Below are 16424 nucleotides of genomic sequence, written 5' to 3'. Positions count from 1 at the left end.
TTTTTAGTTATATTCGGAGTGCTTGTATCGATTTGTTTTATTTTTAACGGTGGATGGGTGCCGGCATAGCAATGCAAAAAACCCGCCGAAGCGGGTTGCGTATACTTAATTTCATCAGGCTACATCAGCGCCAAGAATGAAGTGCCGTAACGCCTTCACCCCTTCAGCATTGTAGCGAAATGTCTCAACCTGTTTATCTGAATGACGTGATTTATCCAGAAAAAACTTGCCATTTAACTCTGTTTTCAAATTGTTAGCATTAGCCACGCGGCCTATTTTCTGAGACGAAACCCCTAGCATTACCCCTACTTCCCCAGCAGTATGATAGTGCTCGTCAATTACAGGTAGTGGGATTATGTCGCTGCCCATTAGCGGGTTTACCAGAGTCGCTACAATTACCTGATTAGCCGAATCGCCCAGCCTTGGGAACATAGCCATTAGGTCTCGAGCTGATGCAATATTTTTCTCCAATGCCATGGCTTTAAGTTGCTCAGCTTTAGCTAGCCTATACTCAACCAAACCATTGCCAGATTTGTTTTTTTCGATATGGGCAAGTTGCATTGCCTCAAGCTTATCAACCAGCGCACGGCGAACAGCCTTAGACTCTCTCGCCGCAACGCGGATAGCTTGCTTAATGGTCATTTCAGCAACTTCAATTTCAGAGCCGTTTTTTTGACCTACAAAAATTTTGTAGGTCTCCCCTTCTAACTCATCCTTGATGCGATCAATAAACACATTGTTGCGAACTGCCTTCTCATTGCATGAGATACGCGCCTGGTTGACCATTGTCAGGAGGGATTGGCTATCAATGGTTTTGTCCGTGACAACCGATCCCTGTACTGCTAAATTACTTGTAAGCATTAATTAGTACCTTTCGATTAGTTGATGTAGCCCGCCAGGTGCAACTGGCGGCTTTTCTTTTGTTAGGTTAGTGAATTCTTCCGGCCCTCAGGCTATGTAACACTCTCCAGTCATCATCTCTATAAGACTCCTCAACATGAGATGTTTCGCGCTCCAGAAGTTTTCTCGCCTTGTTAATAGTCCGACTGTATTCACGTGGCATTGAATAATAAGATCCTGCAAGCCTGTGCTCTGCAATACGCAAGAGCGGCTCTACTTCTTCAATCCTGTTTGCCATAACGGCCGAAGCTTTCCATAGCCAGCACAGGTCACGAAGTTCATCATCAGTAAACTGACTTGCTACTGGGGACTGGCAAGGCTGCTGATCTAAAACATCCAAAACCCAGCGGCGGAATTCCTTGGCGACCGGTGTGCGGGCGAACATCGCAATCAGATGCGCTCCGCGTAATGAGAAAACGCGCACCTTTATCCGGCGAGAAGAACCGTTTAAACCGTTGGTCACTGATTCAATGACCATTGTCATTCCCGGAGAAAACTCATCACTGTATTGGTTGAAAAGGTTGGTTACTGACTTAGTGCTGTTGTAATGAAGTGCCTTGGCCACATCAGCTGAAGTAAGCCAAATGCCATTCATGTTAGAAACTGGCGTCAGGTTGACACCGTGGAAGTTCATTTCAGATTTAGCTACAATGTTCATGTTGGTTTTCTCGCAAAGGTTAACCGGCAAATTAGAGGCCCTGACTGTTAGCGCAGTTGGGGCTTCGCTGTTTTTATTGATCACCTATCCTCTCCTCTCGCAAGCTCTTTGCTAAGCGCTGCACAATCGCAGAGTTAATCGAAATACCGTCCATATCTGCCATGCGGCGTATTTCTTCTTTCATTTTCTCAGGAAGGCGAAGCATGAACTTTTCGCTCTTTGCCTGTGTATACAGCTGATCCATGTATGTATCCTCAGTGATGTCACCGTGACATGATGTCAATATGACTCAATTGCTTGATGGTGTCAATGTGATAGCATTAAAAAAAACACTAATCTTTTTGAGTAGGCTATGAGTGAGAAGCAAGTACGCGATTACGATAAATTTATGCTTAGACTTCCTGAGGGAATGAGGGAAGCAATAGCTGAGAGAGCGAAATTTAATGGTCGGTCGATGAACTCTGAGATAGTGCAGATCTTGCAGGATGCATTGGATTTATCGCCTGAGCAGGAAGTATCAGGCGCCATTGATAGAGCGTACTTTGCTGAGTTAGAAAAAATGAGTAATGATGATTTAGAAAATTGGTTTAAGGCAATTAAAGAAAACACAAAAGCTCTAAATGAATCAACTAAATTGATAGTGGATTTAAAAAGGAAGAGAGATGAAAAAAAATAGAACATCAATGAAGCCGTTAATATCTTTATTATTTTCAATATCATTGACGTCATCTTTTGCTAGCGCTGCTAGTATAGAGGTTTATAATTGTGATGCAAACATTTACACAGATAATGGCGGCGGTAATGCAGTATCTGAGATAAGAAAGAATGACATCACATTGACCGTCAATTCAAATACTGTAACCTTCTCGCAAAACACATCAAATTACACATCATCTTTTCACATGAAAAAGAAACCAGATAATTCATGGCTAGGGTTTGATTCTGCTGGCTCTTACTTAATCAGAAACCCTAATGGCTACTATTCGCTTTCTTTTACAATTCCAGACATGAGAAATATGATAATAATTGCTGAGTCGTGCAAGAAGGTGGGGTAATTTACTTTATCATTATGAGGATGCTTTTATAGCAAGTGCATAAGGGCCCGTAGGAACGTTTGTCGCATCAGTTTTACGAATGATGAATTCGAGAGATCTGGATGTGCTGTTATCCCGGTTATAAGACGCATATAGCAGATAATCACCAAGGAAAATCACCTCGGCTATCCTTGGTCTGGTCTTGAACAAGCCATCAGGCACGCTCACGGTTAGCGTTTGATAGCCTGCTGCTATAGAAAATGTTTTCGTTACCTCAGTGATCCAAAGGTCGTTATCCTTAACGGTATCGCTAGCTCCATCATCAACATTGGTTGTCACTGAAGCGGTGAATACGTTGTTCCGGATCCTCACGCCAGATGCAGTGCTGGCGACTGATACGCCGGTTAGCAGGCTGTCAAAGGTGTTATTCGTGATCAATGATGGGTAATAAGCACCCTGCTGGCTCGCACCCGACGTCCCCTGAATCGCAACACCGATGTAGCGACTTGAGTTGCCGCCATAAATGTTGTTGCTTGAGAAAACCACGTCGTAGCACGTATCGAAATCAGCCATAACCCCCGTGGTGGTTGTGTCGTTCAGAAAGCCTATAAACATGTTATTGCTTGCAGTCACAAAGCCAATTCGCTTAAAGGCAATCGGGTAAGTTGCTGTGAATTGAGAATTAGTAATGTGCGCCTCTGTCTGCCCATCCGTTAGTGAAGAGGCATCCCAGCTAATTCCATATTTGCAATTGAACACGTTGAATGCGTTAAAGAAAAGCCCCTGAATATATTGATTTGCTTTTAACGCGGTTTCTTTAAAAAATACCCGGACATTGTCAATGGTGTGCTGAGCAGAAACATCGTCAGATGTCCCCTGGTAAAGGACTCCATATCCTTCAAACCCTTCTGATTTACCGAAGATGGTTATATCACGAATAGTGCTGCCGCCGGTTCTCTTGAGAAGAATGTCCGTTCCCCACTGCGTTGAGTTTGTAACAGTGCCACAGAGGACGAGATTAGCAAGGGTTACATCACCAGCAGGAATGCCGGTTTGTTGCTCCTGATCTACACTAATACCAGTACCGGTATTATATTGGTTTGTTTGAAGCATCAGTCCAGAAATATGTACAGAGTTAGCTTGCCACTCCTGTACCCCAGCGGTCGTTATGTTAATACCTGCTGATGTACCAATCCATTTTAGAATTGTTGTCGCCGGTGCGTCACCGAGAATAGCCAGATTTTTCCCTGAAGGTATGCTGATACTTAACGCTGAGGAAAGGTAATAAGTTCCTGATGGGATTTTTAACGCAAAACCCTCACTCATCGCGGCGGTAATAGCCAGATTAAAAGCTGATGTATCATCGTCAACACCATTACCTTTAGCCCCATAACTTTTAACGCTCCTGTGTTCGCTGATCCAGTCCTGAAGATTTCGGCTGTCTGGTGAGCTTATCGTTACTTGGTTGGCCGGTACGAGGCTATCTTTTATTCTAATGTCAGAAACGTTTAATACTACTGAGTCATCAGTTGGAGATATTTGGTCTACGCGTAAAAGGCTCATTTAATTTCCTGTTTATCTAATTCTTCTGGCGAACATGTATCCATTACCCGTGCAACTACCACTTGAGAAAGTGACATTTACATTCAGATATATGGTTTGATTTGCTGAAATGTTATATCTGCGCCTTGGTGCGGTAATGCACTGCACAATTGCAGAGAAGGCCGTCGACATCTGGAATCGGAATGGAACCGCATCTATTGCTGTGGTTGCCGAGTTATTTCCAGCTGTAATGGCAGTAGCCCCAGCGGTAGGGTTAACGTAAAAGATGCTTTCTATTTCCCAGTCACCAGGCGTCAGGGTAAGGCTGCATAGTGATGCCGTGGTTTGAGTAGTGAGTGTCACCGCACTACCAGTCACACTCATTGTTTCGCCAACTTCGGTTGCTGGCGCAGTGCTGGCGTCGGTGACACCAACTTTGCTGGCGACAACCTGCTTACCACCTGCTGTAGAGCCATCACCGGCATAAAGCTTGTTTGTAGTGGTGTCTAAAACCAGCTCACCACTAAGTGGCGTATATGCCGCTACCTTCGCGGTTACGCCGCGTTTAATCTGGATTGAAGTAGCCATTCAGCCTCCGTTACGACAGAGTGCCGAGGTCTACGGACCCCAGTGTTAGCGCTATGGAAACGTCCGCCGAACCATCAATGGATGCAGATCCGGTTGCCGCGCCCGTCAGGGTTATCGTTCGCGCCGTACTCCATTTCGGTGCAGAGATAACGGTGAGGGGCTTACCACCAGCGGTGGTGCCATCACCAATAACCAACCGGTAATTATCCGTATCGATAACCAGCTCTCGCGCCAGCGGCGTGTATGCGGCGACCTTAGCGGCGGTGCCGCCTTTTAATTGCAGTGAAGCTGCCATGTTTACCTCTTAAAGTTCGCCGTAATCGGTATTGATGCCGGACTCGGTAACCTGACGACCATTAGATATCGTCCAGTAAGAACCATCAGGGATGGTTACCGCCTGGCCTTGAGCGATGGTTATGTCAGGCCCAAATGACCATGCGTTTTTGTTTTCGGGGATGGTGACGCTGTTACTGATGGTCTGGCCGTGCCAGCTGATTTCTGAAAAGGCGCTTGCTTCGAGTGGGACGTTGCCAGTGAGCTGATCCTGAATACTCGCATCCGCCTCCTGCCGTGATTTGGCCTCAGCGGCAATCTGCTTTGAAAGGCTTTCATCTGCGGTAATCCGGGCTTCTGACTCAGAAGAAACAGCGCTGTCGGTGTAGTCTTTAAATCCTTCAACTTGCCCGTCTACGTAGCTTTTATTTGCTGCATCGCTATCGCTTACCGGATCGGATACATTGCTGATTTTGTTGCTTTTCGCATCGAAGTAGTCGGAAAAAAATGACGGCTTATGTAGCGCCAGAGAGTCGAATCGCCATCCATATTCCTGAATCAGCATCGTCAGCTTATCCAGCGCCGCCTCATGAGAAGCTGCAGGGAACTTTCCGTTCTCGTAATATTTCGTCTCCTGCGTCACGGGCGGGTCGCGATACAGCAATATCTTTGAGCCTGTACCGGGCGCTGAGTTGAACGTTGCCACCCCGCCAGCACTATCACCCGCACCGGTAACGCTAAAATCATCGCCGTTCAGGGGAGATGAAATGACGCCATCAGCATTTGAGATAAAGCAGGAAACATCGCTGTTAAGCAGAAAGTAAAAGGGCAAAGTGAATGAAGTGGTGCTTCCGTCCCCGGAATACTCCTCATAACTCTGCGAAGAGGAAACAGTCATTGCTTTTCTCCAGGCGTAAAAAAACCCGCCGGAGCGGGTTTGTGTATTAGCTTATTGCCCTAACGGTTTTGTGTATTCCCCAACGCCTGGGGAGCTAAGGCTGCCGGACGGGTCGTAAAAGTATTGCTGCCCTTTCTGGTCTGCGTACTTCCTGAGCCTCCGCTGATAACCTGGATTGAGCGCCTCTGCTGCATCGTTAAAGAAAAGATGGTCAACAGCGGCTTTCGTATACCAGTAGTTCAGGGGCGCTATCTGCTGCCGGCCAAAGCGAATCGCCATGTAACCGGCTTTGTTTGGATCGGTAGGTGCGGTAAAGGCAATTTTCCCCAGTGTTGCCAGGTCGCCAAATATCGGTACCGCGCTTGAACTATGCCCGCTGTTATCGCCGCTCACCGCGTCGTACATGCTGGTTATCAAGTCCTGGACCATCGCAAAGCCGCCAGCCACCGCCATTGCCCGTCCGATTGTGCGCCAGTCATCAAGTGGTGGCGGGTTTTGCCCGTTCGTTAAAGCCTGAGCGGCCAGCGCCATGTAACCGAAACCCAGCGATGTTGCTGCCGTAGCCGCGACGTACCCGACGCGCGTAGTTCCTGATTTTCTGCTGAGGCGATCAAGCATATGCGCGGTCTGAATAGCACCGGCATTTTTGAACAGCATCACCTGTTTAGTCAGGGCGTTGGTACGTCCGCCAGCACTCATGATCGTCTGCGCGGTCAGGTTGTGCTCTGAGGTTACGATGTCGCCACCCATGCGAACAAAGCCCATCATGCGAGACTGTAAACGCATGGCATCATCCGGGCTAAGGCCCAGCGCCGAAACATCGGAAACGTCGTGGATATCATGACCACGTAGAGATTGACGCGGCAGGTTGACGATGTGCTGCCAGTCCTGCTCTGTAATCCCGGCGTTGTTCAGTAGCGATCGCTGGCTGTCATCAAGCTTGCCCCATGCGCGTTTAGACCAGTCAGCCAGGGCAAAAGCATGCGATGTCTGACCGGCCCGGCGCGCGGCATTGGTCCAGGTATCCAGCAACGTGTATTTCATCGTGGCCTGAGCGTAGCGGCTCATGGCATTACCGATATTGAAACGGCCCTGCGTCATGATCCGCTCTGCACCCTGCCGAGCTGCCAGCGTGGCCACCTCGGCACCAATACCAAACTGCGACGCCTCTTTAGGGCTGAAAGCTGTGCGCAGGATGGTACCAATATTACCCAACTGACCCACGTCAGCCATATTAAGCAGAATGCCTGGTGTATCCTGGAACGGCGCGCGCAATGCGGTACTCGTCAGCTTTGTTGCTGCCTGATATGCGGTCAGCGCACTGCTTATCCGGTCAAAAGTGGTGAAGTCGTTATTGTTGTTAGCCATCTGCCGGAAATATGCGTCAGGGCTGAACGCACCACGCGTCGCGCCTTTCACGCTGCCATCGCCATCAAACACAGCACCCGGCATCTGGCTGTCGCGTTTCATGGCCGTGTCGCGCAATGTGGCAAAGGTCATGCCGGGGTTAGGCCCAAGCTCGTTTATCATCGCTGAATCACGCGCGGAGCGGTTCAGGTGTGAGAAGAACGAAGAGCCCAGAGAGCGATCGCTAAACTGGCGGTTGTACTCAATAACTGCGTCAGCATCGCGTAGGTGAATCTCGCGATGACTGGCGTTAAGCGAACGGGCGATGTTTGAGCTACCGAAACCAGCGCTGGCATCCTTCGCCAGACCCTGGTCGTCCAGAGATATTTTATTCACACCATCAGTAACCAGCGTGTCATACATCTTCTCGACCACGCCTTGCAGAGACTTGTCGTCCAGCTGCTGCCCTGCATCGCTCAGGTACTGTTTGCGGTCAAGGTTCTTCATCATGAAACTGACCCATGAATCCTTTCCGATCCGCTGCATAACGGTTGGGTCATGTGCCTGCGGAGCGTAATTATCCAGCTTGCCTACCGTGCCGCCAGCCCGGTTACGCGCCTGCCGGTAACCTTCCATCGAGTCAGACCACTTCTGCGCAAAAGCTCGCGCACCGGCATTGCCCGTGTTTTGACCGTAAATCTCTTTCACCACATCACTGAAATACGCATCGCTGCGGCGGTTGCCAAAGTCCACGCCTAACCCGCCGACCTTAGCCTCTTTGAGCATGTCACCAAAGCCCCGAACTGCTACCTGTTCAGCGCCGCGCAGCGTGTTATCCACGCCCTCCAGCACGTCGATTAGCGCGTTGCTCCACTTGCCTGGCTTGTCCTTTCTCACTGCAGCCAGATCATTCATCCGGCGCGCAGCATCTGAAATTGCCGAGATTTGGCGTAGCTTGCTGCGTGCCTGGCTGTCTGCCTGAATCTGCTCCTGGTCACGCACCCAATTTCCGATCGCAATGGTACGCTCGTCCGGAGACATTCCCTGCCATGCGGCGCGGTCACGGCGGGCCAGAACTTTAGCACCCTCATGCATGCGTGAATCGATGCGCTCAACGGCCGCTTTGGTCAGCTTTTCTGGCTTCCCGCTCAGCTTTGACAGGTGCTCTTCAACAGCCTGTATGCACTGTGGTTTCATATTAATTCCCGTATTTCAGCGCGCACGCGGCGGCCACGTCGTAAACCTGCGAGTTTTGATGCGCTGCCGTATGCTCAGCTTCAATAGCCTCAAGATGTGGAGCAATGGCGTCAGCCAGTTCAGGATGGGTTTCACGCAGCGCTTGAACCTGCTCGCGCACCGTATCGAATGGCTGCTCGTTATGCTCACTGATAACTCCCGGGCGAGGCTCTGTGCTTTGTGGTTGCGGGATTCCCTGCTCGTCGGATGACTGCGCGACCCTGTCAATCTTCTGAGTGGCGTTATCGCTTAGCTGCCCGCGCTCCACGTTGCCGGTATCAATATCACTTCTGGCGAGAAAGGTTTGCCCATCGTTGATATGGTCGGAAACATCTACAGCCTTTCCGGCATGCACTGACTCGTTTGCCGAATCCATCGCCATGACGTGGCCAGCTTCCGCGTGCGCGTCAGTAGCGAGTCCGGGCGCAGACTCTGTGACGTAGTTGTCATGGATAAGGTGAGCGACTGACGCATCATCATGGACGCTGGACAGGCCGGGTAAGTCGGGCGATTCCGTTCGGTGTCCGCCACCAATCAAACCAAACGCGCCGCCGAGCACAAACTCAGTTACGCGGCTGGCCGCATCCGCCTGGCGCATCTGCCGAGCCTGATCGTGAAAACCAGCATCATCAAGAATGGCCGCACGGCCCCACCGATCTGCTTCCCCTGTAGCGCTGTTAGCCAGGCCACCAAGCACAAACCGGGAACCATAAAGCATCGCTCCTTTACCGAATCCGGCAAAGCCCGGAATGGCCGCGCCAACGCCACCAGAAAGGCCGCCGACATCGCTGTAGTTTTCGAGGTCTTCACCAGTCAGCCCGATCTTAGCGCCTTCCGCATGCGCTTCCGTCTGACCTTGTGCAGCGGCGAGAACGATACCGGCCGCCGGGTTAACGACCATTGCTGCCAGTGATGGCACCTGCTGCGCCAGCCCGCCAAGAATTGTACCGACCGCGCCGACCTGCTCACTGTCAAAACCCTTGTACTGCGGTAACTGAGACTCAGTCGGTGGTGCCGCTTCTACTGATTCCTTTCCTGCGCGTTCCGTTTCTTCACTGCCGGTGATTGCTGCGCCCGCCAGCATCTGTGCGCCGGATACCCTCATCTGCGCGTTACCGGTAGTCGCAGCGATGCGCGCCAGAGATGTCCCGGCGTTACTCAGGCCGGTTGAAACACCTTCACCGATGCCCTGCAATGCGCCTGCATCGATGTGCTTCAGGCTTTCTCCGCCGTTCTGCTCCAGCGTATCGTTCAGCTGTTTATCGTATAGCAAGCTCATTTGCTTACCTCAATGACTACCGGCCGGCCGTTATCCCCGATGACTTTTCGCTGTGATGCGGAGTTAATCAGGATCTGGTTGCCGTTTACGTCTGGTGTGAAGGTGTAGGTGCCGTTACGCAGGCCGTTACTGACACTTTGCGAATACTCACCCAGCGCTTTGATGCCGCTGTTGATATTGTCCTTGTAGGCATTCGCATCCGTGCCCGGCGGGGCAATGATTGAGGCACTACCAATTTTCAAAGGCGTGCCGATTACTTTATGAAGGGCGTCACTATCAGGCCTGCGGCTCAGGTCTCCACCACTACCAACATGATATGACTTCACAACCGGCAATAGCTGCTGAACCTGCGCAGTGCTCAGGCCTGGATATTCAGATTTGATAGCGGTCATCGTATCCTCATCAAATCCAGTGCCAAACTTCACCTTTGCTGCGCCGTCAACAGGATTAATTAACCGGTTGCCGCGGTCTACGGCCAGAGCTGTTGCATAGCCAGCAGGCGTATTTGCCAGACTTGCCACTGCCGACACCTGCAGCGAATCACCGCCAACTTCCCGCGCTAGCCTTGTGGCTATCTCCGGAGAGCTACTGGCCTGAGTATTTCGCCAGAACTGGATGCGCTGGTCTGGCGTCATGCGAGCGTAGGAGTCCTGCGTGTTGTGCAGTTCGTCCGGAGTCATCAGGTTCTTTCCAGCGGTCGGGCCGTATTTCTGTGCAACGGCATCAGAGTTTACCTGGCGTTGCAGCAGTTGCTGGCCCCACGCACCTGGCTGGTCGATAGCATCACCGGCATTCAATGGCTGAAGCGGCTGGCCTGAATCCATAGCACCCACAGCCTGCGGGTTCTTCTGGATATCGGTGCGTCGCTGGTCAATACCGCGCTGTACAGCATTCAGCACTTTGTACTCAGTTTCCGACCCGCCATTCTGTTTCAGGTCAAGACGCATCGTATCCAGCTGCTGCTGAGCCTGCGCTGGCGGCATGGTAAGCAACTGCTGAGTTTTCACCATTGCTCCACGCAGCACTTCTGCTGCGCCGTCGTACTGCGTTCCCTGCACCGTGTTGGTATAGTTCTGCCAGTCCGTCTGCGACGGGATTTCACCGGTAGCGATTCGGTTCTGCATGATATCGCTGGCGTGGGATGCCGCCGTCTCGCGCTTGGCCGCCAGTGCCGCCTGCTGCGTCTGCTGCGCTATCTGGAATGCTATAGCCCGATCATTGGTAGCCTGCGCCATTCTGTAGAGCGATTGTGTTTGCTCCATAGAAAGGTGACCGGTGTTTACGCCGGGTGCCAGCGCGCCGGGGTTGTCCACAGCATTCCACGCGCGGTTAGCCTGGCCATCATCAATGTTGCCGGAGTAACCTTCCTTCTGCGCCATCGCCCTGGCAATGCTGGTCATCTGCTGAGGGTCGTTCGGGTTCAGCTTCGCGTCAGCCGGGATGCCGGTCTGTTTACTCACAAACTGCGCATACTGCACCGGGTCGTTATTATCAGAGCTTGGTGCCCAGCGATTAACCAGAGAGTTGAGCGTGTCATCGCCATTGTTGATATGGTTGCGCATCAGCTTCAGGCCAGCGCGTAGGCCATGCTCAGGGGTGTCGAATTGCTCGAAACCAGAGCCGTTATCACCACCCTTGCCCAGCCAGTTATTGCTGGTTGAATAGCGGAGGTTTAACGGGTTGTTGTTGCGGTTGGCCAGCGTCCCAGATGAGCCTTTCGCAGCGGCATTGTCGAAGCGCTGCTGCTGAATCTGACTCATCAGGTGATCGGATGCGTTATTAGCCGCCCACAGGCCTTTAGCGTATTCCCATGAGTTCAGGCCCTTCTGCTGCATCTGCGCTTTAACAGCAGGTGGCAGATCGCTGTCATTGATGCTTTGCAGCCAGCTTTGCTGGAGAGCCTGAGAGCCGTTTGGATTTTGCAGCAATTGCGAACCGATCTGCGAAGCCGTGTCTTCGAAGTTGGTTATTTTAATCTGCGTGGCCTGGTTCTGGCCCCAGTTTATGGCCTGATTCTCTACCTGTCCGCGCGCCTGTGCCCAGCGAAGCGTATAGTCTTGCTTCTCAGAGTCGCTAAGTTCCGGGTGGTTTGAGAAGAAGTCCTGCTCATGCTGCTTGGCGATCTGCTGCGCAGCCGGAATGTAGTCAATGCCGGTCTGTGATTTCTGCTGTGCATCGTTCAGTGACTGGCTTAATGCTGACTGCGAATTGACGAAATCAGTCATGTACTGCGTATTTTTTACAGCGGCCTGCTGCTGGCCAAGGCGAACTGCGGCGTTAGCGAAAGAGTCAACGCCCTGCTGAAACATCTGGTTGTCAGTGGTTTGCGTAGGCGTGTTGATAGTCGAAGGGCCAGCGGCACGGATGCCAACCTGCTGCTGATAAGTTGGTATTCTCGCCATCTCGCAACCTTATTTTTTGAGTAGGGATTGTGTGCCGTAGAAAGAGCCAGCTGTTGAAGCAGCGCCGCCGAGAAGGCTGAGCAATCCAGCCTGCTGTGATTTCGCTGATGTGCGTAGCGCGCTGGCCTGGTTGTTCAGGTTGGCAATTTGCGATCGCCCGTTGTAGTCAGCGTTAGCCGCGTCCATTTCGGTATCAATCGCCGTAGAGCGCTGGATTAATGCGTTAGTTCCACCCGAGCCAGTTCCGTTATCAGCGAAGCCTGCCGACTGTTGCGCCAGTACCTGATTACCCTGGTTGCGTATTTGCGAAACCTGAGAGCCAGTCTGTAGGGCGACGTTGCCCGCCTGCTTATCAAGAAGGTTGGCATTTAGCCTGCTTTGTGACGCTGCATTGTTCGCGCTGCTTATGCTGCTCAGTGCGCTTAGTCCGGCTGCGCCACCGGCTATCCATGGTGCTGCTGCTGCGGCCATTATTGCCTCACTATGCTGTAAGATTTGGCGTCCGTGCCACCCGGCATAACCCGGCGCAACGTGCCTTCATATTCAAATCCGAGTAACTCCAGCCAGCGGTCTGCTTCTGGCGTAGTGCTCAGCGTTTCAATGCGATCGTAATCATCGCGGACAGCACCTATCAGGCGAGAGGCTGCGCGATAGAGCTTTGTCCACTGGTGCGGCATGCCCTCGGACACAATCATGTGCAGATAGGCCCGACCATCATTTACCGGCAGCAGGCCACCGATAGCTACAATTTCGCCATCGTGAATGCCGGTAAAACAATTACCGGTCATCAGATACTCGCCATATTCAATGGTCAGGTCGAGATACTGCTGGCATGCCTGCGGCCTGATGCACAGGACGTGCTCAGGTTTGAAGTCGATTATTTTCATTCGCCGGATGTCCACGCGCGCGGGTATATCGCACAGATTGTCATGGGTAGAGGCTGGCTTTGTGAAATCTTCAGGCAGCCGCTCAGGTTATAATCGCCGGGCCAGTCGATGGTTTTCATGTCTGAATAAGCGCCAGGCACTGCATCCATCATGTCGTTGTAGTCGCGGGTTTCGATTGTATCCGCATGCCTTCCATCTTCGTCAGAAACGGTGCCGCCCAGCGAATTAACAAAGAGGATGGCCGCCTTGTTTACGCGCTTTATTTTTGAATCCTGAAACGGCAGCGTGACCAGCTCGGACGTAAATGGCAGTCCGACATTAACGATTGACGCTGACCACTGCAAAGCGATCGCGCCGTTTGTCACTACGGCATCAGGATGCGTAGCCCCATCAGTGGTTACCGAAACCGTCTCACCTTCTAGGTGATTAAGCCCACTGACCGACGTTACCGCCGCGCCGCTATACGTTAGCCCACAATCGACGTAAAACGATTCGGCAAGGGTTTGCGTGTACGCGTCCCAGGATGGTTTCATAAACTCAATGTAGCGGCGAGAATCCCCGTTTATCGTGCGCCGAACCACCAGCCATAAATCATCTCTGTCACCATCCGGATCCGGTATCGTGGCGACAGACTCAACCACACCATCAACGTCATGGCGGTGCCAGCCGGTCACTTCCTGCTCGGCGTTATACGTCAGTGCCACCAGCTCGCCGTTAGTGAGCGCCACCCATACAACGTTATCCGGCTCCTGCTGCCAGGCGAAATCGACAATGCCGGTAGAGGTTATGTGCTCCGCCAGTACAGACAGGTCAGTAGAGCTGTAAGAGCCGCTCTGATAGTCAGCTGTCACCGCCCTGACCTTCCGACCAGCGCGCTGCACAAACAGAACTGTGTTGCCAACAACAATTGCATTAACGCCTTTGGAGCCATAACGCGACTCCTGGACTATCTGGATATTGTCAGGGCCAAACGCGCTTGTGGTGGTCGATGGTGAGCACGTTAGTTCGCTACTGGCTGTGCCGACAATCAACGAGCTGCTGGCAGCCATCCACTGAATCGTATTCGTGGAGTCAGCCTCGAGCTGGACGTTAATCCCATCATCGGACTGAACCTCATAGCCGTCGCTCATGGCCGTGAAGTTTTCATAATCCGACGCTACTGAGAACCAGAGCTTATTTCTCCCGGCAAATGCCAGGCGGCTTTTGTAGAAGCACACCTTTGAAGGGAAGCCTTTGGTATAAGACCAGTCTCCCTTGGCCCATTTTGATGTAGCGAATGCTGAGGTCGCGATCGTCGGAGGGAGTTCTTTTATGACCTTTCCTACAGCAATGCTTGAGCTTGGGACGGAGGTGATTAAAACGATACCCCAGCCACCATTCGCATAGCGCCACGGCACTCCGTCCTTTCCATCAACATGCGTTCCAGCAGTCCACGTTGGCTGGGTTGAGCCGGTTGTTTTTGACGCCATCGCCTCATAGTACTTTCCGTCTGAGCGGCAAAAATCATTTACGCCAAAAGATTTTCCTGATTCCCACGCCCCAACTCCGGCAGCAGATGATCCTGAAGAGTTATAATCAGTTGATGCCTCTATGTAAAAAAGAGACCCTACAAGCCCGGTATCAAATATTGCTGCATTGGCAGTAACGGTTACAAGGTTTGAGTCCGTGATGGTTCCGTCCGCAAGAGGCTGACCATTAGCTGACCACGGACGCCAGCGATCGGTATAAACCAGCACGCCTTTATCACTGTTGATATCCGCGAACGGGCCACCAGCTGATGCGTAATCGAAAGCCGCCAGCGTCCAGTTGGTGTTACTGTTTCGGCTTAGTTTGTACGGCGGAACGTTACCGCTGTAGCAGCAGATATAGATAACGTCACCGCTTTGCACCATAGACAGGCCAAAGCCACCATCATCATTAGTCAGGTCGTCTGCCGTGTATGGCGCGCCAACCTGAAGCGCATTACCAGAAGCATCAAGCGCTACGCCGTGATCGGAATAAAACTTGATGTACCCGGGGCCGAATTCCAGAATGAATGCCTGCGTGGTGTTGTACTCAAAGCGGGCCAACCAGACCTTTTGGCCTGAGTCTTTTACCTCACTTACAAAGTACGTGCCGCCACGACGCTCCGCCGGGCCTTGCGAGCGAGGGATAAAATTCAGCATCCTCTTGCACCCGCTCTTCCACTTCTGGAAGTCGGTCTGTGCCAGCATGAGCGGTGAGAATTCGCCAGCGTTGAAGCTGTTAATAGCAGGAGTGGCTGATGGCATCACAACCTCGACGTATACCAGGATGTTTCCTGTTGCTGGATTGGTGGTCGTTCAATAGCGCTGACCTGCCGCGCCTGGCTAATCGCTGTGGTGTAAGCCTGCAAGGCTGCCTGCTTCTTAGTGGAGGACTGCGTGATTGATTCACAGATTTCCACTGCCAGCGCACAGGCGAATGCTTCAGCAAAGGCTGAGTCGTAAATTGATGGGTCAGTCATACGCGCGCCATAGCGCAGGTAAAGTGGCGACTCAATGTCTGCAAGGATTTTCCGCCCTTCAACCTGATAACGCGGCACCGGCATATGCCATTCGCATCGCCAGTCGTGGTGAATATTGTCGGTTACCATGTCAATGCGCAGGCAGTCTGCCGGAAGCTGATATTCGAACTGGTATCCGTGCACTGGCTTTTCCACCAGCGCAGGCAAGGCGGCGCGCTTAATGGCAAACGACCACCGGTACACACGAAGCAGGTTATCAAGGACGCCATCATAAACAGCCTCAATCGCGCGCGAGGCTGCGTTGTTGTCCGTCTCGCTCATCAGCCTTTCGCTGCCCAGCTTGGTCAAAGCCCGATTTATAATTAAAATTTTTGTTGTCATGCGCATTTCCCTCCACTAAAGAATGGGGAGAATTCGCCGTAATTGATTATTTCTGAACGAATTCTGCAAGCTACTGCGTCAATGAGATTTTCGAACGCACCGTTAGTCTTCTCTTTACCAGCCTCACTGGTTTTAACTACCCACTTACCCTTTCCTTTGTGCCACGATACGCCCGGGAATCCACTGGTGTTGTTTGAATAAATAGAGTTGTTCATTCTATTTTCATCAAAAGTTGCATCACGCAAATTTGATATTCGGTTGTCATCTCTTACCCTGTTAATGTGATCAATATTGTTTTTAGGCCATTTTTTATTCACGTAAAAGTACGCAAGCCTGTGAGCTTTGTAATATTTGCCTTCGATTGCTATGACGATATAACCGTTTTTTTCTTTTGAGCCAGCAGTGGTTCCTGACTTGATCCGCATGCGATTAACTTTCCATGTAAACAAACCGGTAGCTGGGTCATACGAGAGCATTTCCAAGAGTCTTTTATGGCTTATCTTTGTCGTCATAT

General features: G+C 51.5%; 17 protein-coding genes. 2 read left to right on the top strand and 15 right to left on the bottom strand.

The window, feature by feature from the left end; all coding sequences use genetic code 11:
* Positions 1–114: 114 nt before the first annotated feature.
* From KUE00_RS04760 to KUE00_RS04750, 3 genes are all read right to left on the bottom strand, one after another.
* Positions 115–861: a hypothetical protein gene (locus KUE00_RS04760; protein WP_246758413.1), complete on the bottom strand. Its 747-nt coding sequence runs from the start codon at positions 859–861 to the stop codon at positions 115–117.
* Positions 862–928: 67 nt separating this feature from the next.
* Positions 929–1642, bottom strand: coding sequence for a P22AR C-terminal domain-containing protein (locus tag KUE00_RS04755; protein WP_246758411.1), 714 nt, complete (start codon positions 1640–1642; stop codon positions 929–931).
* A complete protein-coding gene (locus KUE00_RS04750) occupies positions 1632–1802 on the bottom strand; it encodes an Arc family DNA-binding protein (protein WP_246758410.1) in 171 nt (56 codons plus the stop codon). Before KUE00_RS04750 ends, KUE00_RS04755 begins: the two co-directional genes overlap by 11 nt.
* A gap of 108 nt (positions 1803–1910) precedes the next feature.
* Between KUE00_RS04750 and KUE00_RS21820 the strand changes: the two genes are divergently transcribed.
* Entirely contained in the window at positions 1911–2234 is a 324-nt protein-coding gene (locus KUE00_RS21820; RefSeq protein WP_281434487.1) for an Arc family DNA-binding protein, read from the top strand.
* Entirely contained in the window at positions 2221–2613 is a 393-nt protein-coding gene (locus KUE00_RS04740) for a hypothetical protein (protein ID WP_246758409.1), read from the top strand. Before KUE00_RS21820 ends, KUE00_RS04740 begins: the two co-directional genes overlap by 14 nt.
* A gap of 12 nt (positions 2614–2625) precedes the next feature.
* On the opposite strand, the gene KUE00_RS04735 is transcribed toward KUE00_RS04740, so the two are convergent.
* The 12 genes from KUE00_RS04735 to KUE00_RS04680 are packed head-to-tail and all read right to left on the bottom strand — an operon-like array spanning position 2626 to position 16422.
* On the bottom strand, positions 2626–4155 hold the full coding sequence (locus KUE00_RS04735; RefSeq protein WP_246758408.1) for a glycoside hydrolase family 55 protein: 1530 nt from the start codon (positions 4153–4155) through the stop codon (positions 2626–2628).
* Positions 4156–4167: 12 nt separating this feature from the next.
* Positions 4168–4722, bottom strand: a complete 555-nt coding sequence (locus tag KUE00_RS04730; protein WP_246758407.1) for a hyaluronate lyase N-terminal domain-containing protein — start codon at positions 4720–4722, stop codon at positions 4168–4170.
* A 10-nt stretch (positions 4723–4732) separates the two neighbouring features.
* Positions 4733–5017, bottom strand: a complete 285-nt coding sequence (locus tag KUE00_RS04725; protein ID WP_246758406.1) for a hyaluronate lyase N-terminal domain-containing protein — start codon at positions 5015–5017, stop codon at positions 4733–4735.
* A gap of 9 nt (positions 5018–5026) precedes the next feature.
* Complete coding sequence (locus KUE00_RS04720; RefSeq protein WP_246758405.1) at positions 5027–5893, bottom strand: hypothetical protein; 867 nt, start codon at positions 5891–5893, stop codon at positions 5027–5029.
* A gap of 51 nt (positions 5894–5944) precedes the next feature.
* Positions 5945–8437, bottom strand: coding sequence for a hypothetical protein (locus KUE00_RS04715; RefSeq protein ID WP_246758403.1), 2493 nt, complete (start codon positions 8435–8437; stop codon positions 5945–5947).
* A 1-nt stretch (position 8438) separates the two neighbouring features.
* Positions 8439–9755 (bottom strand): hypothetical protein, encoded by a 1317-nt coding sequence (locus KUE00_RS04710; protein ID WP_246758402.1) that lies wholly within the window; start codon positions 9753–9755, stop codon positions 8439–8441.
* Entirely contained in the window at positions 9752–12157 is a 2406-nt protein-coding gene (locus KUE00_RS04705) for a hypothetical protein (protein WP_246758401.1), read from the bottom strand. The genes KUE00_RS04710 and KUE00_RS04705 overlap by 4 nt, the downstream gene beginning before the upstream one ends.
* 9 nt (positions 12158–12166) lie before the next feature.
* Positions 12167–12628: a hypothetical protein gene (locus tag KUE00_RS04700; protein ID WP_246758400.1), complete on the bottom strand. Its 462-nt coding sequence runs from the start codon at positions 12626–12628 to the stop codon at positions 12167–12169.
* Positions 12628–13044: a GNAT family N-acetyltransferase gene (locus KUE00_RS04695; RefSeq protein WP_246758399.1), complete on the bottom strand. Its 417-nt coding sequence runs from the start codon at positions 13042–13044 to the stop codon at positions 12628–12630. The genes KUE00_RS04700 and KUE00_RS04695 overlap by 1 nt, the downstream gene beginning before the upstream one ends.
* Positions 13041–15314, bottom strand: a complete 2274-nt coding sequence (locus KUE00_RS04690; RefSeq protein ID WP_246758398.1) for a phage tail protein — start codon at positions 15312–15314, stop codon at positions 13041–13043. Before KUE00_RS04690 ends, KUE00_RS04695 begins: the two co-directional genes overlap by 4 nt.
* Positions 15314–15910: a phage connector family protein gene (locus KUE00_RS04685; protein WP_246758397.1), complete on the bottom strand. Its 597-nt coding sequence runs from the start codon at positions 15908–15910 to the stop codon at positions 15314–15316. Before KUE00_RS04685 ends, KUE00_RS04690 begins: the two co-directional genes overlap by 1 nt.
* Complete coding sequence (locus KUE00_RS04680) at positions 15907–16422, bottom strand: HNH endonuclease (RefSeq protein ID WP_246758396.1); 516 nt, start codon at positions 16420–16422, stop codon at positions 15907–15909. The genes KUE00_RS04685 and KUE00_RS04680 overlap by 4 nt, the downstream gene beginning before the upstream one ends.
* Between the last annotated feature and the right edge of the window lie 2 nt (positions 16423–16424).

The organism is Erwinia phyllosphaerae (assembly GCF_019132875.1).
Lineage (GTDB): Bacteria > Pseudomonadota > Gammaproteobacteria > Enterobacterales > Enterobacteriaceae > Erwinia > Erwinia phyllosphaerae.
The sequence above is the reverse complement of the archived record's forward strand: the minus strand, read 5'-3'. Positions and strand labels throughout refer to the sequence as shown.

Bases quoted from the DNA above. Each gene is read 5' to 3' on its own strand.
- KUE00_RS04720 (WP_246758405.1), bottom strand. From the start codon at position 5,893: ATGACTGTTTCCTCTTCGCAGAGTTATGAGGAGTATTCCGGGGACGGA.
- KUE00_RS04750 (WP_246758410.1), bottom strand. From the start codon at position 1,802: ATGGATCAGCTGTATACACAGGCAAAGAGCGAAAAGTTCATGCTTCGC.
- KUE00_RS04690 (WP_246758398.1), bottom strand. From the start codon at position 15,314: ATGCCATCAGCCACTCCTGCTATTAACAGCTTCAACGCTGGCGAATTC.
- KUE00_RS04730 (WP_246758407.1), bottom strand. From the start codon at position 4,722: ATGGCTACTTCAATCCAGATTAAACGCGGCGTAACCGCGAAGGTAGCG.
- KUE00_RS04680 (WP_246758396.1), bottom strand. From the start codon at position 16,422: ATGACGACAAAGATAAGCCATAAAAGACTCTTGGAAATGCTCTCGTAT.
- KUE00_RS04705 (WP_246758401.1), bottom strand. From the start codon at position 12,157: ATGGCGAGAATACCAACTTATCAGCAGCAGGTTGGCATCCGTGCCGCT.
- KUE00_RS04760 (WP_246758413.1), bottom strand. From the start codon at position 861: ATGCTTACAAGTAATTTAGCAGTACAGGGATCGGTTGTCACGGACAAA.
- KUE00_RS04735 (WP_246758408.1), bottom strand. From the start codon at position 4,155: ATGAGCCTTTTACGCGTAGACCAAATATCTCCAACTGATGACTCAGTA.
- KUE00_RS04695 (WP_246758399.1), bottom strand. From the start codon at position 13,044: ATGAAAATAATCGACTTCAAACCTGAGCACGTCCTGTGCATCAGGCCG.
- KUE00_RS04700 (WP_246758400.1), bottom strand. From the start codon at position 12,628: ATGGCCGCAGCAGCAGCACCATGGATAGCCGGTGGCGCAGCCGGACTA.
- KUE00_RS04740 (WP_246758409.1), top strand. From the start codon at position 2,221: ATGAAAAAAAATAGAACATCAATGAAGCCGTTAATATCTTTATTATTT.
- KUE00_RS04710 (WP_246758402.1), bottom strand. From the start codon at position 9,755: ATGAGCTTGCTATACGATAAACAGCTGAACGATACGCTGGAGCAGAAC.
- KUE00_RS04685 (WP_246758397.1), bottom strand. From the start codon at position 15,910: ATGACAACAAAAATTTTAATTATAAATCGGGCTTTGACCAAGCTGGGC.
- KUE00_RS04715 (WP_246758403.1), bottom strand. From the start codon at position 8,437: ATGAAACCACAGTGCATACAGGCTGTTGAAGAGCACCTGTCAAAGCTG.
- KUE00_RS04725 (WP_246758406.1), bottom strand. From the start codon at position 5,017: ATGGCAGCTTCACTGCAATTAAAAGGCGGCACCGCCGCTAAGGTCGCC.
- KUE00_RS21820 (WP_281434487.1), top strand. From the start codon at position 1,911: ATGAGTGAGAAGCAAGTACGCGATTACGATAAATTTATGCTTAGACTT.